Origin of the sequence: Planotetraspora silvatica, from assembly GCF_016863315.1 — a bacterium.
Lineage (GTDB): Bacteria > Actinomycetota > Actinomycetes > Streptosporangiales > Streptosporangiaceae > Planotetraspora > Planotetraspora silvatica.
On the sequence record NZ_BOOQ01000007.1, the window covers coordinates 24,490 to 41,442 of the forward strand.

The 16,953-nt window shown below is 69.8% G+C and carries 14 protein-coding genes; 10 read left to right on the top strand and 4 right to left on the bottom strand.

Annotation, left to right across the window (positions count from 1 at the left end; all coding sequences use genetic code 11):
- Nucleotides 1-24: 24 nt before the first annotated feature.
- Genes Psi02_RS06630 through Psi02_RS06645 form a run of 4 tightly spaced genes read right to left on the bottom strand, consistent with a single transcriptional unit; the run spans nucleotide 25 to nucleotide 4,789 of the window.
- Nucleotides 25-795, bottom strand: a complete 771-nt coding sequence (locus Psi02_RS06630) for an ABC transporter ATP-binding protein (RefSeq protein ID WP_203972558.1) — start codon at nucleotides 793-795, stop codon at nucleotides 25-27.
- Nucleotide 796: 1 nt separating this feature from the next.
- Nucleotides 797-2,689: a branched-chain amino acid ABC transporter ATP-binding protein/permease gene (locus Psi02_RS06635; protein WP_203972559.1), complete on the bottom strand. Its 1,893-nt coding sequence runs from the start codon at nucleotides 2,687-2,689 to the stop codon at nucleotides 797-799.
- Complete coding sequence (locus Psi02_RS06640; protein ID WP_203972560.1) at nucleotides 2,686-3,564, bottom strand: branched-chain amino acid ABC transporter permease; 879 nt, start codon at nucleotides 3,562-3,564, stop codon at nucleotides 2,686-2,688. The genes Psi02_RS06635 and Psi02_RS06640 overlap by 4 nt, the downstream gene beginning before the upstream one ends.
- Before the next feature lie 22 nt (nucleotides 3,565-3,586).
- Nucleotides 3,587-4,789, bottom strand: a complete 1,203-nt coding sequence (locus Psi02_RS06645) for an amino acid ABC transporter substrate-binding protein (RefSeq protein ID WP_203972561.1) — start codon at nucleotides 4,787-4,789, stop codon at nucleotides 3,587-3,589.
- Between the two features lie 276 nt (nucleotides 4,790-5,065).
- Here Psi02_RS06645 and Psi02_RS06650 point away from each other — a divergent pair, with 276 nt between their 5' ends.
- The 10 genes from Psi02_RS06650 to Psi02_RS06695 all read left to right on the top strand — a co-directional run bounded on the left by Psi02_RS06650 (nucleotide 5,066) and on the right by Psi02_RS06695 (nucleotide 16,948).
- Nucleotides 5,066-5,989: an ABC transporter substrate-binding protein gene (locus tag Psi02_RS06650; RefSeq protein ID WP_203972562.1), complete on the top strand. Its 924-nt coding sequence runs from the start codon at nucleotides 5,066-5,068 to the stop codon at nucleotides 5,987-5,989.
- Nucleotides 5,986-7,164 carry an MFS transporter gene (locus tag Psi02_RS06655; RefSeq protein ID WP_203972563.1) on the top strand — a complete coding sequence of 393 codons (1,179 nt, stop codon included), beginning with the start codon at nucleotides 5,986-5,988 and terminating at the stop codon, nucleotides 7,162-7,164. Before Psi02_RS06650 ends, Psi02_RS06655 begins: the two co-directional genes overlap by 4 nt.
- Nucleotides 7,161-8,240 carry a LacI family DNA-binding transcriptional regulator gene (locus Psi02_RS06660; protein ID WP_203972564.1) on the top strand — a complete coding sequence of 360 codons (1,080 nt, stop codon included), beginning with the start codon at nucleotides 7,161-7,163 and terminating at the stop codon, nucleotides 8,238-8,240. The genes Psi02_RS06655 and Psi02_RS06660 overlap by 4 nt, the downstream gene beginning before the upstream one ends.
- Before the next feature lie 365 nt (nucleotides 8,241-8,605).
- Nucleotides 8,606-9,376, top strand: a complete 771-nt coding sequence (locus Psi02_RS06665) for a GNAT family N-acetyltransferase (protein ID WP_203972565.1) — start codon at nucleotides 8,606-8,608, stop codon at nucleotides 9,374-9,376.
- Between the two features lie 422 nt (nucleotides 9,377-9,798).
- Nucleotides 9,799-10,686, top strand: a complete 888-nt coding sequence (locus Psi02_RS06670) for an NAD-dependent epimerase/dehydratase family protein (RefSeq protein ID WP_203972566.1) — start codon at nucleotides 9,799-9,801, stop codon at nucleotides 10,684-10,686.
- Between the two features lie 48 nt (nucleotides 10,687-10,734).
- Nucleotides 10,735-12,507 carry a substrate-binding domain-containing protein gene (locus Psi02_RS06675; protein WP_203972567.1) on the top strand — a complete coding sequence of 591 codons (1,773 nt, stop codon included), beginning with the start codon at nucleotides 10,735-10,737 and terminating at the stop codon, nucleotides 12,505-12,507.
- 237 nt (nucleotides 12,508-12,744) lie between these two features.
- The gene (locus tag Psi02_RS06680) at nucleotides 12,745-13,761 is read left to right on the top strand and encodes a glycoside hydrolase family 99 protein (RefSeq protein ID WP_203972568.1); all 1,017 of its coding nucleotides are present in this window, start codon (nucleotides 12,745-12,747) and stop codon (nucleotides 13,759-13,761) included.
- 27 nt (nucleotides 13,762-13,788) lie between these two features.
- Complete coding sequence (locus Psi02_RS06685) at nucleotides 13,789-15,168, top strand: extracellular solute-binding protein (protein ID WP_203972569.1); 1,380 nt, start codon at nucleotides 13,789-13,791, stop codon at nucleotides 15,166-15,168.
- A complete protein-coding gene (locus Psi02_RS06690) occupies nucleotides 15,165-16,130 on the top strand; it encodes a carbohydrate ABC transporter permease (RefSeq protein ID WP_203972570.1) in 966 nt (321 codons plus the stop codon). Before Psi02_RS06685 ends, Psi02_RS06690 begins: the two co-directional genes overlap by 4 nt.
- Nucleotides 16,127-16,948, top strand: a complete 822-nt coding sequence (locus Psi02_RS06695; RefSeq protein ID WP_203972571.1) for a carbohydrate ABC transporter permease — start codon at nucleotides 16,127-16,129, stop codon at nucleotides 16,946-16,948. The genes Psi02_RS06690 and Psi02_RS06695 overlap by 4 nt, the downstream gene beginning before the upstream one ends.
- Nucleotides 16,949-16,953: the final 5 nt, after the last annotated feature.

Consider the following 16,953-nt stretch of genomic DNA (forward strand, 5'->3'; position numbering starts at 1 on the left):
CGTCCGACCGGGCCCACCGCCCGGTCAGACGCCGGCCGCCTCCGCCTTCGGCCCTCCGGACGACGGGCCGCCCGGAGAGGACGCGCTCGCGCCGCCGAGGTACAGCGACGCGATCTCCGGGTCGTCCTTGACCGCGGACGCCGTGCCGGTGAGCCGCACCTTGCCGCCCTCCATGACCACGCCATGGGTGGCCAGGCCGAGCCCGAGCCGTACGTTCTGCTCGACCAGCAGGACCGTCGTGCCGGCCTGGTTGAGCTCGTTGATCAGACCGGCCACTCCCGACAGGCTGCGCGGGTCGAGACCCAGTGACGGCTCGTCGAGCAGGATCAGCTTCGGGTCGAGCATGAGGCACCGTGCGATCTCCACCATCCGCCGCTGGCCGCCGCTGAGGTTCCCCGCGTTGTCGCTCGCCCGGGTCGCCACGATGGGGACCCGCTCGAGCACCATGTCGAGCCGCTCCCGCAGGAGCGCGCGGTTCTTGCGGATCAGGTAGCCGCCCATCAGGACGTTCTCCCGCACCGACATGGCCGGGAACAGCGCGTGCGACTGCGGCACCTGGGTGATCCCCTTGCGGAGGATCTCGTCGGGCGACCGGTCGCCGATCGTCTCGCCGTTCATGGAGATCTCGCCGCTGCTCGGCTTGAGCAGCCCGCTGATGACGCGGAGCACGGTCGACTTCCCCGCGCCGTTGGGGCCGACGATGCACGTGATCGTCTGCGGGGCGCACTCCAGGTCGACGCCCTGCAGCACGCTCCCTCCGCCGTAGCCCGCGACGACTCCCTTCAGGGACAGCACGTCACTGCACCGCCTCTCGTGTCGCCGTCTCGGTCCGGTCGCTCTCGCCGGCGCCCTCGTCCGCCGCGCCGTCCTCGGCCGGCCGCCAGTCGTCGCCGAGGTAGGCGTCGAGGACCAGCGGGTCGGTCCGGATCCGCTCGGGCGGCCCCTCCGCGATCGGCGCGCCGTGAGAGAACACGACGACCGGGTCGCACAGGTCGAGGACGAGGGGGATGTTGTGCTCGACGATGAGGAACGTCACGCCGCTCCGGTTCAGCTCGCGGATGACCTCGGTGAGCTGCCCGAGCAGGCTGGGGTTCACGCCGCCGGCCGGCTCGTCGAGCAGGATCAGCTTGGGCTCGAGCATGAGAACCTGCGCGAGCTCGACGAGTTTCTGCTGGCCGTACGACAGCGCGCCCGCGGGCTGGTTCGCGAACCGGCCGAGGCCGACGATGTCGAGCAGTTCCCTGGCCCGCGCCGCCTCGTGACCGCCGACCGCGTCGGAGAACATCGTCCGCCAGCGCGAGTCCGGCAGCGGGGCGACCACGTTCTCCTGGACCGTCATCTCCTTGAACAACCGGGTGACCTGGTAGGTGCGTCCCAGTCCCAGGTGGCCGCGCCGCCAGGGCCGCATCCCGTCGATCCGCCTGCCGTCGAACCAGATCTCGCCCGAGTCCGCGGCCATGCCGCCGCTGATGAGGTTGAACAGTGTCGTCTTGCCCGACCCGTTCGGCCCGATCAGCGCCGTGATCGTTCCCTTGCGTACGGTCAGACCGGCGTTGTCGACCGCCGTCAGGCCGCCGAACCGCTTCGACACGCCGCGCACGTCGAGCAGGATCTCGCCTGGAGCGATCGCGTCCTCGGCGTTCACGGCGGCGAGTTCGGCGCGTACCCGCTCGGTCGTCGTGGCGGGGGCCCGGCTGAGGGCGCCGGTCTGGTCGGTGTACTCCACCTCTTCCGGATGCCGCCTGCGCCACCACGCCTCGATCGTCGGCAGCAGGCCCTTGGGCAGGAACAGCACCACGACCATGAGGGCCAGGCCGAACAGCAGCACACGCGACTGGCTGCCGCCGCCGTACACCGTGGCCGCCTCGCTGACGACCTGGACGATGAAGGCGCCGATGACCGGCCCGTAGAGGGTGCCCCTGCCGCCGGTGAGGGTGGCGAGCACGATGGTCACGCTGCCGAGGATCGCGAACGACCCGACCGGGTTGATGAAGCTGAGGTAGTAGGCGTAGACGCCGCCCGCCATGCCGATGAAGAACGAGCTCGCGGCGTAGGCCACGATCTTGAAGCGCGTGGTGTTGACGCCGATCGAGGCGGCCTTGCCCTCGTCCTCCCGGATCGCCACCAGGCCCGTGCCGAACTTCGTGCGCCTGATCCACGCGCTGAACAGGACCGTCAGCACCAGCAGGATCAGATACACGTAGTAGAACGGGATGTTCTGGAAGTCCCGATCCCAGAAGGGCAGCTCGAGGGTGATCCCGTCCGACCCCTGGGTGATGCTCTTCAGATTCACCGCGAAGATCTGTGCGGCGAGCAGCATCGCGATCGTGATGATGACGAACGCGTGGCCCCGGGTGCGCAGCACCACCGAGCCGATCAGCACCGCGATGATCACCGCGGTGACCCCGCCCAGCGGCGCGACCCACAGCGGGTTCACGCCGAACCGCACGGCGAGCACGCCGACGGTGTAGGAGCCGAGGCCGAGGAACATGCTGTGGCCGAGGGAGATGTATCCGGCGTAGCCGGAGATGATGTTCCAGCTCGACGCCTGGATGGCGAGCAGGAACGCCAGCAGCATGACCCCTTGGGGATAGGGCTGCCACGGGTTGACGACCGGGTAGAGCACGAGCACGACCAGACAGAGCCCGGCGATCAGGTGTGCGCGGGGAAGGGCTCGCAACCTGCTCATACCGTGTCCTCGCGCAGCTTGGCGCCGAACAGCCCCTGCGGGCGGATCAGCAGAACGACCATGATCACGATGTAGAAGACCAGAGTGGACCAGTTCAGCGACCCGTAGGTCGCGGTCAGCGTCTCGGCCAGCCCCAGGATGCCCGCGCCGACGAGGGCGCCCGGCAGGCTGCCCATCCCGCCGAGGACCACGATCCCGAGCAACCGGGAGATCCAGTCGTAGTGGGACGCGGGGAAGAAGGGATACAGCACGGACAGGATGGACCCGCCCACGCCCGTCGTGGCGCTGCCGATCGCGAACGCGAGGGCGGCCGTGCCGGTGGCGCCGACCCCGACGAGCGCGGCGCCCGACGGGTTCTGCGTCGCGGCGCGGATCGCCCGCCCGGTCCAGGTCCTGGTCAGCACGAAATACAGGGCGGCCAGCACGGCCATGGCCGCGAGGAAGCCGAAGACCTGCGCCTTGGGCAGCGAGATGGCCCCCACGCGGAAGGACTCCTCGAAGTACGACGGCGTGGCCGACTTGAACTTGTTGCCCGCGGTGATGTTCAGGACGCCCTCGATGACCAGCGCGAAGCCGAAGGTCAGCAGAACCGACATGGAGGCCGAGGAGCCCCGGATCCGCGACAGCAGGAGGCGGTAGGCCACCCAGCCGAAGCCGAACATGAGCGGAGTCGTGACCACCGACGCGAGGATCGGGTCGATCCCGGTCTCGTGCCACAGCCACCACGTGAGCATCGCCACCAGGATGAGGAAGGCGCCTTGTGCGATGTTGATGATCCGCATGACCCCGAAGATCAGGGTGAGTCCGGACGCCATGAGCGCGTAGACCCCCCCGATCAACAGGCCCAGTGCGATCGCCTGGACTAGATGTGTCATCTGGGGAACTCCTCGGCCGCCGTCACTTCCAGGCGGGCTTGGGGTTGACGACGGTGGTGGATGTCGCGACGTCGGACGGCGCGACGACCTCGACCTTTCCTGACTGCCACTGGGCGAGCAGGAACTGGCCCTTCGGCTCGCCGGTCGCCTCCCACGACAGGGGGCCCAGGATGGTGTCGACGGTGTTGCCGTGCAGCCAGTCGCGGATCTTGTTCTGGTCGATGGAGCCGACCTTCTCCGTCGCGGTCTGCAGGACCTGGGCGGCGGCGAACGCGTCGGCCGCGTCCTCGGCGGGGTCGGCGTTGTAGGCCTTCTTGTACGCGGCGACGAAGTCGGTGTTCAGCGGCGTCGTGGCCTTCTCGTTCCAGCTGACCGTGTAGAAGACGCCCTCGGTGTTGGCGAGGCCGACGCCGTCGCTGTACTGGCCGGCGTTGCTCGGAGCGGAGGTCTGGAAGAGCATCTTCGGCGAGAAGTTGAGCTGCTTGAGGCCGCGGACCAGCCCGACGCCGTCCTCGAACACCGCGCCCTGCGCGACCAGGTCGGGCTTCTTGCTGGCCAGGTTGCTGGCGATGGTCTGGAAGTTCGTCGTGTCCGCCGGGTAGACCTCGCTGTAGACCGTCTGCACGCCGAGGGCCTCGAGCTGCTTCTGCATCGACTCGATCACCGGCTTGGCGAAGGGGTCGTCCTGGCTGGGGTAGGCCGCCGTCTTGGGGCGGTCGGCCTCGGGGAGCGACTTGATCCAGTTCACGAACACGTCGGCCTGGTGGGGGGCGGTCGCGGGCTGGGCGAAGAAGAGGTACTTGAAGTTGCGCTCGAACATGTTGGGGGCGCCGCCGGCCGGCTCGACGAAGACCATGCCGTTCTTCTCGGCCACGGCCGAGGCGGCATAGTTGAGCAGGGAGGAGAACGTGCCCAGCAGCAGGTCGACCTTGTCCTGCGTGATCAGCTTGGTGTAGTCGGCGACGACGGTGTCCTGGTTGCTCGCGTCATCGGTGATCTTCAACTCGACCTGGCGCCCCATGATCCCGCCCTTGGCGTTGACCATGTCGCGCCACACCTCGTAGCCGCGCTTGGCCTCACCGCCGGGCTGGGCGAAGTCTCCGGTCAGGGGGAGGGAGATGCCGACGACGATCGGCTTGCCGGTGTCGCCGCCGGCGGCGGCCGATTCCGACGGCCGCGTTCCGCAGGCCGCGAGCGCCAAGGCCGCCACGACGCTCAGCGCCACCGTCCTCAAACCTCGACCGCGACGGCGGGAAAGGGGGAGGCCGGATTTACCATGGGTCTCTGTGCCGCTGGGGGATGAAGCGGTCATGAGCCCTCCTCTGTGAGCTTTTTGCCGCATAGATTTAACCGCAAACGATTGCGATGGCCAGCAGCATGCGGTTTCATCCTGTCAGTGTCAAGAGGTCGGGCAGGACTCGCCGCGCGGACTGCAAACGAGTGCGGGCTATCATGGGCGGGTCCGTCCAGCTGAATCGAGCCGAACGGGAGCTATCAAATCGTGACACGGCACCTCGTGGTCGGGGCCTTCAGCCCGTCCGTCCTGCTGCGCGTCGGCCGACGCGTCGGCCTGCTCGCCGAGCATGACCTCGACGTGACGGAGAAGCCCGTTCCCTCGTCGCCCGCGCAGTTCCGCGCGCTGATCGACGGCGAGCTCGACGCGGCCCTCACCAGTCCGGACAACGTGGTCGCCTATCGCTTCGACCCGGGCAACCCGCTCGGCGAGACGGCCGACGTCCACATCGTCTCGGCGATCGACCGCGGCCTCGGCCTCGGCGTCTACGCCCGCCCCGGGCTCGACTCCGCGGCGGACCTGAAGGGCGCGACCATCGGCGTCGACGTGCCCGGTTCCGGGTTCGCCCTCGGCCTGTACGCGCTGCTCGAGTCCCTCGGCCTCGACCGAGGCGACTACGAGATCGCGACCCTCGGCTCCACTCCTCGCCGCCTGGAGGCCCTGCTGGCGGGCGGCTGCGACGCGACCATGCTGAACGCGGGCAACGAGTTGCGGGCGGAGGCCGCCGGTTCGGTGCGGCTCGGCCGGCTCGTCGACGTCTGCCGGCCGTACCTGGGCACGGTTCTGAGCGCGGCGGGCGACCGTAAGAGGCCGCTCGTCGAGGCGCTGGCCGCCGCGCTCCTCGCGACCGCCCGCGAGATCGGCGCCGGACGCGCCGACCAGGTGACCGTGGAGGAGGCCGTCGAGGCCCTGCGATTGCCCGAGGACCTGGCCGTGCGGTATCTCGAACGGCTCAAGGACCCCGAAGAAGGCCTGGTCGCCGACGGCGTCGCCGACATCGCGTCGATGGAGACGATCGTCGGGTTGCGGCGCAGGTACGTGCCGGCGCTCGTGGACGGGGCCGACGTGCTGGCCACCGCCCTCGACCCCGCGCGCGGCCTCATCGATCCGCCTTCGGCGACGAGGCGATGACCGCGCTCGCCACCCGGGAACGGTCGCCGCGGCTGCTGCAGTACATCTCGTTCGTCAGCACCCTCGACCGGTTCTCGATGCCCCCGATGCTGATCGCGATGGCCCGCGACCTCGGGGCGCCGCTGTCGGCGGTGGTCAACGCGGCCGGCGTCTACTTCCTGCTGTACGGGCTCATGCAACCGCTGTGGGGGATGGTCTCCGACCGTCTGGGCCTGGTCAGGACCATGCGGATCGCGTTGCTGCTCGCGGCGGTCTGCTCGACGGCTGCCGCCTTCGCCGAGTCGGCGCTCAGCCTCGGCGTGGCCAGGGGACTGGCGGGGGCGTGCTTCAGCGCCGCGGTCCCCGCGAGCCTGATCTACATCGGCGACACGGTTCCCGCCCACCGGCGGCAGCGGGAGGTCACCGGCCTCATGACGGGCGTGGCGCTGGGCACGGCGATCGCCTCGACGGGCGCGGGTGCGCTGGCCCAGTTCGCGAGCTGGCGGATCGCGTTCGTCCTGACCGGGGTCATCTCGCTGCTGCTCGTGTTCGCGCTCGGACGACTTCCGCAACCGGCGCTCGTCCGGGCGCACGCCAGCCTCCTCGCCCCGCTGGTCGCCGTCGCCCGCTCCGGGCCCACGCGGCTCGTGCTGGTGCTGGCTTTCGTCGAGGGAGCCGTCCTGCTCGGTTCGCTGACGTTGCTCCCCCCGGCCGTCGAGGCCGCGGGTGTGAGTGCTTCCGTCGCCGGTGCCGTCACCGCCGTGTACGGTGTTGCCGTACTGGGGTTCGCCCGTGTGGTCGGTGTGTTGTCGCGCCGCACGCACGCGTCCCGGCTCATCGCACTCGGAGCGCTCGCCGCCGCGGCCGCATGCGGGCTGACCGCCCTGTCCCGCTCGCCGGGCATGGCACTGGTCGCCGCGGGTCTACTCGGCCTCGCCTGGGCCTCGATGCACTCGTCGTTGCAGACCTGGGCGACCGAGGTGTTGCCGGAGGCTCGTGCGACGGTCGTGTCGGCCTTCGCCGGGGCGCTGTTCCTCGGCAGTGCCGTCGCCGCGGTGCTCGTCGGGGGCCTCGCGGAGAGCCACAGGTACACGGAGATCTTCGGCCTTGCGGCGGCTCTCGCCGTACCGCTCGGCCTGTTCGCCACGCTGGGACGCAAGCGATGGATCCGACCTGAAGGAGAACCCGGTCGATGAGACCCAACCAGCCTTCGTTAACCCCTGCCGGGGAGGTCAAGCGGGCTCAGCCTCCCACCCTCCGGGACGTCGCCGAGGCGGCGGGGGTGCACGCCGCCACCGCTTCACGTGCCCTGAACCCGAGCACGCGACGGCTCGTCAGCGCGGAGACGGCCAGGCGGGTGATCAAGGCGGCCAAGACCCTCGGCTACCAGCCCAACCCCATCGCGCGGAGCCTGAAGACCGCCAAGTCGAGCACGGTCGGCCTGGTCATCCCCGACCTGACCAACCCGCTGTTCCCGCCGATCGTCCGGGGGATCGAGGACGTCCTCGAGGCCGAGGGCTTCAGCGCCTGGATCGTCAACACCGACAACGATCCGGAGCGTGAGCGCGCGCGCATCGACTCCCTTCGCTCCCGGCAGGTCGAGGGCCTCATCATCGCCACCGCACGGGTCGACCACCCGTTCCTCGAGGCGCTGCACGAGCAGGGCGTCAAGATGGTGCTCGTCAACCGGCGGGTGGAGAACCTCGAGGTCCCGTATGTGACGGCCGACGACGCCACCGGCATCGCGCTCGCCGTACGGCATCTGGCGGATCTCGGGCACAGGCGGATCGCCCATCTGGCCGGCCCGCAGGGGACCTCCACGGGCGTCGTGAGGTCGAGGGCGTTCCGGCACGCCATCCGTGACCACGGACTGGAGGACGATCCGTCCCTCATCGTGGAATGCGCCCGCTGGAACGAGGCCGACGGGGCCACCGCGATGCGCGAACTGCTCGATCGGGACGACCGGTTCACGGCCGTCGTCGCCGGCAACGACCTGATCGCGCTCGGCTGCTACGACGTGTTCGCCGAGCGGGGCATCTCCTGCCCGGACGAGATGAGCGTGGTCGGCTTCAACGACATGCCCTTCATCGACAAGCTGCGCCCGCCGCTGACGACGGTCGGGGTGCCGCACAACGACATCGGCGCCGAGGCCGCACGCATGTTGCTCGACTGCATCGAGGAGCCTGAGCGGCGTCCGAGGTCGCTCCTCCTCCCCGTGACGATGGTCGTCCGGGACTCCACCACCCACCCCCGCCCCCTCCCTTCGCCGTGATCATGCACACCTTCGTGAATGTGGGCTCTGACGTGCCTCCATCGCGGGCGTGATCATGCACACTTTCGGCCGCATCACCTCTGACCTGGGCCCATTTCGCGCGTGATCATGCACGGATTCGTGTGCGGCGGCGCTGACCTGGGCGTGCGCCGTGCGTGATCATGCACGGATTCGCGGGGGAGGCCGCTCGCCTGCGGGTCCTTCTTTCGTGATCATGCATTCGGGGGCCGCCCCTCGCCGCGCGAGGTAACCGTCCCTCCGGTAGCGCTGTCAATGGAATGAAATATGGCGTTTTTCCCGATCTGCTACTTTTGTCCGCCCAGCCGCCTTGTGCATCTGACTACGTGAAAGCGGTGTGGTCTCCCATGGGTGACATCGGTGTGGACGGCCTGGCCGATGGGGCGGCGAAGGCGCTCCTGCTGGCCTTCGAAAAGTTGCTCACGGCAGGCTGGGGGGTGGACAGCCCGCGAGGGGAGCACGGCACCCGTCTGATCACCTCCGGCATTCCGCTGCCCCACCTGAACGGCGTGTTCACCGAGAGCCGCGACCCCGATGTCGACGAGGTCGCCGAGTTCGCCCACCGGATGACGGCGAGTGCCGTCCCGTGGAGCATCCAGGTGCGCGGCGAGCCTGCTCCAGAGCTCGTCGAGGTGGCCGCGCGTTTCGGGCTCACCCACCGCATGCGCCTTCCGCTCATGGCGATGCCGGCGACACCGGTGGCGCTCACTTCGGGGGACCACTCGATCCGGACGGTCGACGGGAAGGATCACGACATCTATCGCGACGCTCTCGCCGCCGGTTTCGAGGCTCCCGTGGACATCATGGCGGCGCTGGCCCAGCCGGAGATCCTGGACATGCCAGGCGCGACCGCCTATCTCGTCGAAGCGGACGGAGAACCGGTCTCAACGGGATTCGGCATCCTCGTGGGGGACCATGTCGGGGTGTTCAACGTCTCGACCCCGCCGCGCCACCGGCGCCGCGGGTACGGCAGGGCCGCCACCGAGGTGGTCATGCGGGACGGGTTCGCCGCCGGCGCGCGTGTGGCGTTCCTTCAGGCCAGCTCCGACGGTCTGCCCCTCTACGAACTGCTCGGCTTCCGCGTCGTCGAGACCTGGACCTACTTCCAGCACGGCTGACTCGCCGGCCGGGCGTACAGGGCGTCAGCGCCTGATTCGGCCGGCCGGACGCGCCGGTCCGCTCGACGGAGCGGCGCCCCCTGCCTTGCCGTACGGTCACACGTGCATGATCGCGCATGCCGTACGGCCAGGTCGGCGTGGGTTTCCGCGAAGGTGTGCATGATCACGCGGGGGGTCCGGCCAGGTCGGAGTGGGTTTCTACGAATCTGTGCATGATCACGAACGGGGTGTGGCCAGGTCAGGGGGGATACACCCGAATCTGTGCATGATCACGAGCAAGAGGGGCGGCTGGCTCGGGCAGGGTGGGGGCGAGCATTGACAGGGCAATCCGTCGGGGTCATTCTGCTCGGGCTGGGCAAATCGTTTTGCGATAGACCAGGCGGAGACGGCCCGGTCTGACGAACAAGCTGAAAGGAGAACGCATGACCGACCAACCGCGTCGCGTTCTGGTGACCGGCGCGGCCGGCAGGCTGGGGCGGGCGGTGCTCGACCTGCTCGCCACGCGCGGCGTGCCCGCGACCGCGCTCGACCTGCGGGACCCGGGAGGGCTCCCCGCCGACCGCGTGGTGGCCGCCGACGCGGGCGATCCCGTGGCCGTGCGCGAGGCGCTCGACGGGGTGGACGCGGTGGTGCACCTGGGGGCGATCCCGGCGCCCAGCCTGGGCACACCGGAGGAGGTCTTCTGCGGGAACACGAGGGCGACGTTCGTCGTGCTCGAGGAGGCGGGCGCCCTGGGCGTGCGCAGGGCGGTCATCGCCAGCAGTTTCTCCGTGCTCGGCCTGCCGTGGGCCTCCACGCTCCTGCATCCGGCGTACGTGCCGATCGACGAGGCGCTTCCCCTCCAGGTGGAGGATCCGTACGGACTGTCGAAGCAGGTGGACGAGGCGACGGCGGCGATGGTGGCCAGGCGCCATGGCATGGCCGTCGTGGCCCTGCGCTTCCCGCTGCTCGGCGGTCCCGGAGACAAGTTCGGCAAGACCGTCGCCCGCTATGCCGAGGATCCGGGCTCGGGCGCCAAGGAGTTGTGGACCTACCTCGACACCCGTGACGCCGCCCTGGCCTGCTGGCTGGGACTGACCCGCCCCTTCGAGGGATACCACGCGGTCTTCGTCGCCGCCCCGACCACATTGGCGGCCCAGCCGACGGAGGAGCTCATCGGCCGGTTCCATCCCCAGTCCGAGCAGCGCGCGCCGATCCCGGGCCGGGCCGTGCCCATCGACCTCAGGGTGGCCGAGCGCCTGCTGGGCTTCGCCGCCCAGCACCCCTATCCCGTCGACACAGCGAAGGATCAGGAGGCCGCAGCCTCCTGAGGACTTTTTCAGTGAGCATAAGGAGTCATCGACTGTAAGATCCCGGACATGTCCCCCGAAGGCCGATCGGTCGCGCGGCGCGAACGGAAGAAGGCACAGACCCGCGAGGCGATCGTCGCGGCGGCCTTCAGGCTGTTCGCCGAGCGTGGATTCGACACGGTGACCGTGGCCGAGATCGCCGACGCGGCGGACGTCTCGGCGAAGACGGTCTTCAACCATTTCGCGGCCAAGGAGCAGTTGTTCTTCGAGGGTGAGCCGCTCCTTCACGGTGAGCCGGGCGCGCTGGTCGGGAGCCGCGCGTCCGGCACCACCGTCGGGCAGGCGATCGAGGGCGTGTTGCCCGGCTCGGCGGACCAGGCGTCCGACGCTCGTGACCAGGCGACATGGGCGCGTGTCTACGCGGGCAGCCCCGCTTTGCGCGCGTACGCCCGGGAGTCGTTCTCCAGGTGGGAGGGCGACCTGGCCGGCGTGATCGAGGCCGAGTTCGGCGCGCGTCCCGGCACGCCTTCGCCCGGGGTCGTGGCGGCGGTCGTGCTCGCCGCGGTCCGCGAGGTCTGGGAGTCGACCCTGGCCGCCATCGCCGGGGGAGCCCCGCCCGACGAGGCGGTCGCGGAGGGGAGGGGGCGCCTCGCCGCCACCTTCGTCACCCTCGCGCCCGTCATGCCCGAACGGGGGTCCCTCGCGCCCGTCATGCCCCTCGTGCCCCCGGAGTCCGCAGAAGGCGACGCGGCCGTCGTACCCCCGGCGTCCTCCCAAAGTGACACGGCCGTCGTGCCCCCGGTGCCCGGCCAGGGTGCGGCCGCCGCCATGCCCCGGGCCCCCCGGGGGGAACGGCCCAGCATCACCCGCGTGGCCGAACTGGCCGGAGTCAGCGCGACCACCGTGTCCCACACGCTGAACGGCCGCAGGCCCGTCGCCGAATCGACCAGGCGGCGTGTGCTCGACGCGATCGAACGGCTCGGCTACCGCCCCAACGTGCTCGCCCGTGGCCTGCGGACCAGCAGGAGCCAGACGATCGGGCTGGTCATCCCCGACATCACCAACCCGTTCTACCCGGCGCTCGCCCGCGGCCTGCAGGACGTCCTGGGCCCGGCGGGTTACGACGAGATCATCAGCAACACCGACGGCGACCGCGACCTGGAGCGGGCGGCGATCGAGCAGATGATCGCCAGGCAGGTCGACGGGCTGGCCTTCGCGGTGTTCCACACGCACGCCGAGGACCTGCTGCCCGCCATAGAGGCGGGCATCCCGGTGGTACGGCTCGGCGGCCGGCTCGTTCAAGAGGGCGTCGACGTGGTGCACAGCGACGACGAGGGCGGGGCCGCCGAGGCCACCCGCTACCTGCTGGCGCGCGGCTACCGCAGGATCGGGTTCGTCTGCGGCCCGCGGGCCGAGGGACCGGCGGCCGAACGTGTGGCGGGCTACCGCGCCGCGCTGGCCGAGGCCGGGGCGCCCGCCGACCCCCGCCTCGTCGTGCACACGCACTTCAGCAGGTCCGGCGGCCAGGAGGGCGCGGCCGTGCTGCTGGACCTGCCGGAGCCCCCCGACGCGGTGTTGTGCGCCAACGACATCATGGCGATCGGCGCCCTCGAGACGGCGGCCCTGCGCGGGCTGCGCGTTCCGGACGACCTGGCCGTGATGGGGTTCGACGACATCGAGGCCGCGGGTCTCATCTCGCCCGGCCTGACCACGATGGCGAACCCGGCACGCGAGATCGGCCAGGCATGCGCCCGCCTGCTCCTCGACCGGTTGTCCGGCCGGGCCGAGGGATATCGCGAAGTGGTCATCCCCGCCCGGTTCGTCCGGCGCCAGTCGGCCTGAGGCGCCGCCGCCCTTTACCGGAAGCGCACGCGCACTCTTGACACTCCCTGTGTTGCGTGTAGATTTCGGGATCAATCTTAACGATTTGCGCGAAGAAACTCGCCTGGTGCCAAGCGCCGGGCCGGTGCCTTCCGCGTCCCGCCGGCACGCGTGATCGACCCCCCAGCCAGTGACGAAAGGACGCCGATGTCAGCCGGTGCAAAACGTCGAAACCCCGTGTTCGTCACGATGCTCGTGATGATCCTCTGCGCTCTGTGGGCGCAACCCGTGCCCGCGGCCGAGGCCGCGAAGCTCTCGACGAACGTCCAGCTCTTCTACTACCCGTGGTACGGCAACCCCGAGGTCGGCGGGGAATGGCGGCACTGGCAGCAGGGCGGCCACACGCCACCGGAGGACATCGGAGCCGACCTGTACCCGAAGCTCGGCGCCTACGACTCCGGCGACGTCAAGGGCGTGGTCGCCAAGCACATGAAGTGGGTCCAGCGCAGCGGCGCGGGCGTCATCGTCTACAGCTGGTGGGGCCGCGGCAGCTACGAGGACCGGATGGCCAGGGGCGTGCTCGACGCCGCGGCCGAGCGCGGCGTCAAGGTGGCCTGGCACATCGAGCCGTACGAGGGCCGCACCGCCGAGTCCGTCGTCGCCGACATCGCCTACCTCAACGCTGCCTACGGCGGCCACCCGGCCTACTTCCGCGCCCCCGACCAGGGAAGGCGCCCCGTCTTCTACATCTTCTGGAGCCTGCAGATCGCCGACTGGACGGCTCTCGACCAGGTCAACCAGGACAACGTCATCCTGGCGCAGACGACGGACACCTCCAAGATCGCGCACTTCTCCGGGATGTACACCTACGACGGCATCGCGGGAGCCACGGCTCCCGGGTGGAAGGAAGCCGGCGCCTACGCCAGGGAGCACGGCCTGATCTGGGCGCCTTCGGTCGCTCCCGGCTACGTCGACGACCGCGCGGTGCCGGGCAACACCACCCCGACGCTCGGCCGGGACGACGGCGCCACCTACGACAAGGAGTGGTCCAACGCCCTCGACCCCGCGATCGGCGGATCGCCCACGTGGGTCTCGGTCACCTCGTTCAACGAGTGGCACGAGGGCAGCTCCATCGAGCCCGCCTCCAGCAAGCCGCCGGCGGGCTTCGGCTACCAGACCTTCGCCGGCGCGTACGGCAAGCGGGGCAAGGCGGCCGAGACGGCCTATCTCGATCGGACGAAGTACTGGGTCAAGGCGTTCGAGAAGCGGCGCTAGCCGTACGCGAGCAGAAGGAGAGACGAGATGGGTTCAGTGCGGAAGCGGGCGCTCGGCGCGGCCGTGGCGCTCGTCGTCGGAGTGGTCGTGGCGGGCTGCGGGGGCGGGGCGGAAGAACAGCAGGGCGGCGAGCAGACGCTGAAGATGTGGACGTTCAAGAAGTCGCACGCCGACGCGCTCAACAAGGTCGCCGCCCAGTTCAAGAGCGAGACCGGCATCACCGTGAGCGTGGAGGCGGTCACCCCGGACGACGTGTTCGTCAGCAAGGTGCAGAGCGCGGCGCAGACCGGCGGCCTGCCCGACGTGCTGGAGGTGCACGCGGGCGGCGAGGACCTCGAGATGGGCGCCTCGGGCCTGCTGCAGGACCTGCAGGGTGACGTCGACGCCACCTGGAAGCAGCGGCTGCTGCCCACCACTCAGGAGAGCGGGGTGATGACGCAGCAGCGGATCGACGACGCGGCGAGCGACTCGCCGTTCAAGAGCACCAAGGCGGGCCAGCGCTTCAGCGTCGGCTTCACCGCGGGCGCGTTCGGCATCGTCTACGCCAACAAGGACAAACTGCAGGCGGCGGGCCTCGACCCGAACACGCCCCCGAAGACCTGGGAGGAGTTCCTCGCCGCGCTGAAGGCCACCACCGGCAAGGACTCCCAGCAGGGCGGCCTGTCCCTCGGGCTGAAGGTGAGCCAGACCGGCTACAACTGGGTCTACCAGCCGCTCGCGCACGCCTATCTGGGCAAGGACCGGTTCCACGCGCTGTTCGCCAAGGGCGCCGCGCAGGGCTTCGCCTCCCCCGACGGGGTCAAGACGCTCGACGTCTTCAGCAGGCTGACGCCGTACTGGATGCCGGGGAGCACCACGCTCGGCATCGACGAGGCGGACATCGCGTTCGCCCAGGGCAAGTCGGCGTTCGACGTCGGCGGCACCTTCACCCTGGCGTTCCTCGCACAGAACGGCTTGACGCCCGACAAGGTGCTCACCTTCCCCATCCCGCCGTCGGCCGACGGGGTGAACAAGGAGATCTCGATGTCCCCGCTTGCCCTGACGGGGCTCGGGGTCACGGCCACTACTAAGAACCGGGCGGCCGCGGTCAAGTGGCTCGACTGGCTCACCTCGCCCAAGGGGGCCGGCGCCGTCGCCAAGGAGTCCCTCGACCTGCCGGCGACCGATCTCGGCGCCGACGCCGAGTCGCTGCTGGGCGCCGACCTCGCCGCGCTGCAGAAGTACTTCACCGGCCCGCCGGAGAGCGCCTACGACGCCGCGGACGTCAGCTTCTTCCCCTCGGACTACGACCAGGTCAAGCCGGGTGACCTGATGGTCAGGCTGTCACCGCTCCAGGAGGTGTCGCCGCAGCAGGCCGGAACCGAGCTCGACAAGATCATGGGCTCCATGTGGAAGGCCACCGAGTGAGCTCGCTCGCCGTGAAGGATCGCCCCGGCCGGCTCCGGAAGGAGCCGTCCGGGGGCAGGTCCCCCCGTCGCTGGCCCGGCTGGCTGACCGGATGGGCCTTCGTGTTCCCCGCGGTCGCGCTGTTCGCGGTCATGGGGGCCTACACGATCGGCAGCGGCCTGGCCCTGAGCTTCGCCAAATGGAACGGTTTCACGCCGACCTGGAACTGGGTCGGGGTGCAGAACTACCTCGACCTGCTCTACGCCGACCCCGTGCTGGCCCCCGAGCTTCGCCGGGCCGGGTGGAACACCCTGCAGGTCATGATCGCCGTGCCGCTGCTCACCGTGGTCATCTCGCTGCCACTCGCCGTCGCGCTCAACTCGGTCAGGCGGCTGCGCGGGGTGCTGCGCTCGGTCTACTTCCTGCCCTATGTCACCACCGGCGTCGCGATCTACTTCGCGTGGCGGTACGTGCTCGAGCCCGACGGCGCGATCAACACGCTCCTGCGCTCCCTCGGCCTCGGGACGCTCTCACAGCCGCAGGGGTTCCTCGGCAACCCGAGCACCGCGTTGCCCACGCTGATCCTCGTCCTGGTCTGGTCGAGCGTCCCGGTCGCGACACTGCTCTACCTGAGCGGTCTCCAGGCCATCGACCCCCACCTGTTCGAGGCCGCGCAGATCGACGGGGCCGCCCCCCGCCACGTCCTGCGCCGGGTGATCTGGCCCCTGCTCCGGCCCATCACCGCCGTCATCGTCCTGCTCGGCGTGCGTGACACGCTGCACGGCTTCCAGATCTTCCTGGTCATGACGAACGGCGGTCCCGGCGGGCACACCGACGCCCTCGCGCTCATGGCGTACCGGCTGTCGTTCTTCAAGGGGCTGGCCCAGACCCTCGGCCTGGCCAGCGCGCTCGGCTGGCTGCTGTTCGCCGGGGCCGTCCTGTTGACCCTGGTGAACGCGCGCATGTTGCGGAGAGTCCAGTGACCGCGCGGCGCGTGGTCAGGGCGGTCGTCTTCGTCGCCCTGTTCGTGTACGCGCTGATCAGCCTGTACCCCTTCCTGTGGATGATCTCGGGCGCCTTCAAGGGCAGGAGCGAGATCCTGGAGGGCGGCTTCCTGCCTCGCGCGTTCACCCTCGACACGCTCACGCAGACCTGGGGACGGCTGCACTTCTTCGACTACTTCCTCAACAGCCTCAAGGTCACCGGGCTGACCGTGCTCGGCGTGCTGGTGGTCTACAGCCTGGCGTCCTACGCGTTCGCGGTGCTCGACTTCCCCGGCCGGCGGATCCTCTTCTGGTTCTTCGTGGCGCTGCTGTTCGTGCCGGGCATCACGATGTTGCTGCCGGTGGTGATCCTGGAGAAGCAACTCGGGGTCCTCGGCACGCACATCGGTCTCGTGCTGCCCTTCGTGAACGGCACCGCCCCGCTGACGGTGCTCCTGCTCACCAACGCCTACGGATCGATCCCGAGGGAGTTGCGGGAGGCGGCCCGCTCCGACGGCGCGAGTGAGGTGCGGATCTTCTGGTCGGTCTACCTGCCGCTGGCCAGGCCCGCCCACGTGACGGTTGCCGTCCTCACGGCGGTGCCGACCTGGAACGAGTACGTCCTGACCCGGGTGTCGATCTCCGATCCTTCGCGCTACACGCTGCCGTTGGGCCTGGAGTCCCTGATCTCCAGTGAGGTCCCCCGGTACAACGAGGTGATGGCCGCCTCACTGATCATCGTGATTCCGGTCATCGTGCTGTTCTTGTTCCTCCAGCGCTACTTCGTCAACGGCCTGGTAGGGGCGATCAAGGGCTGACAGGC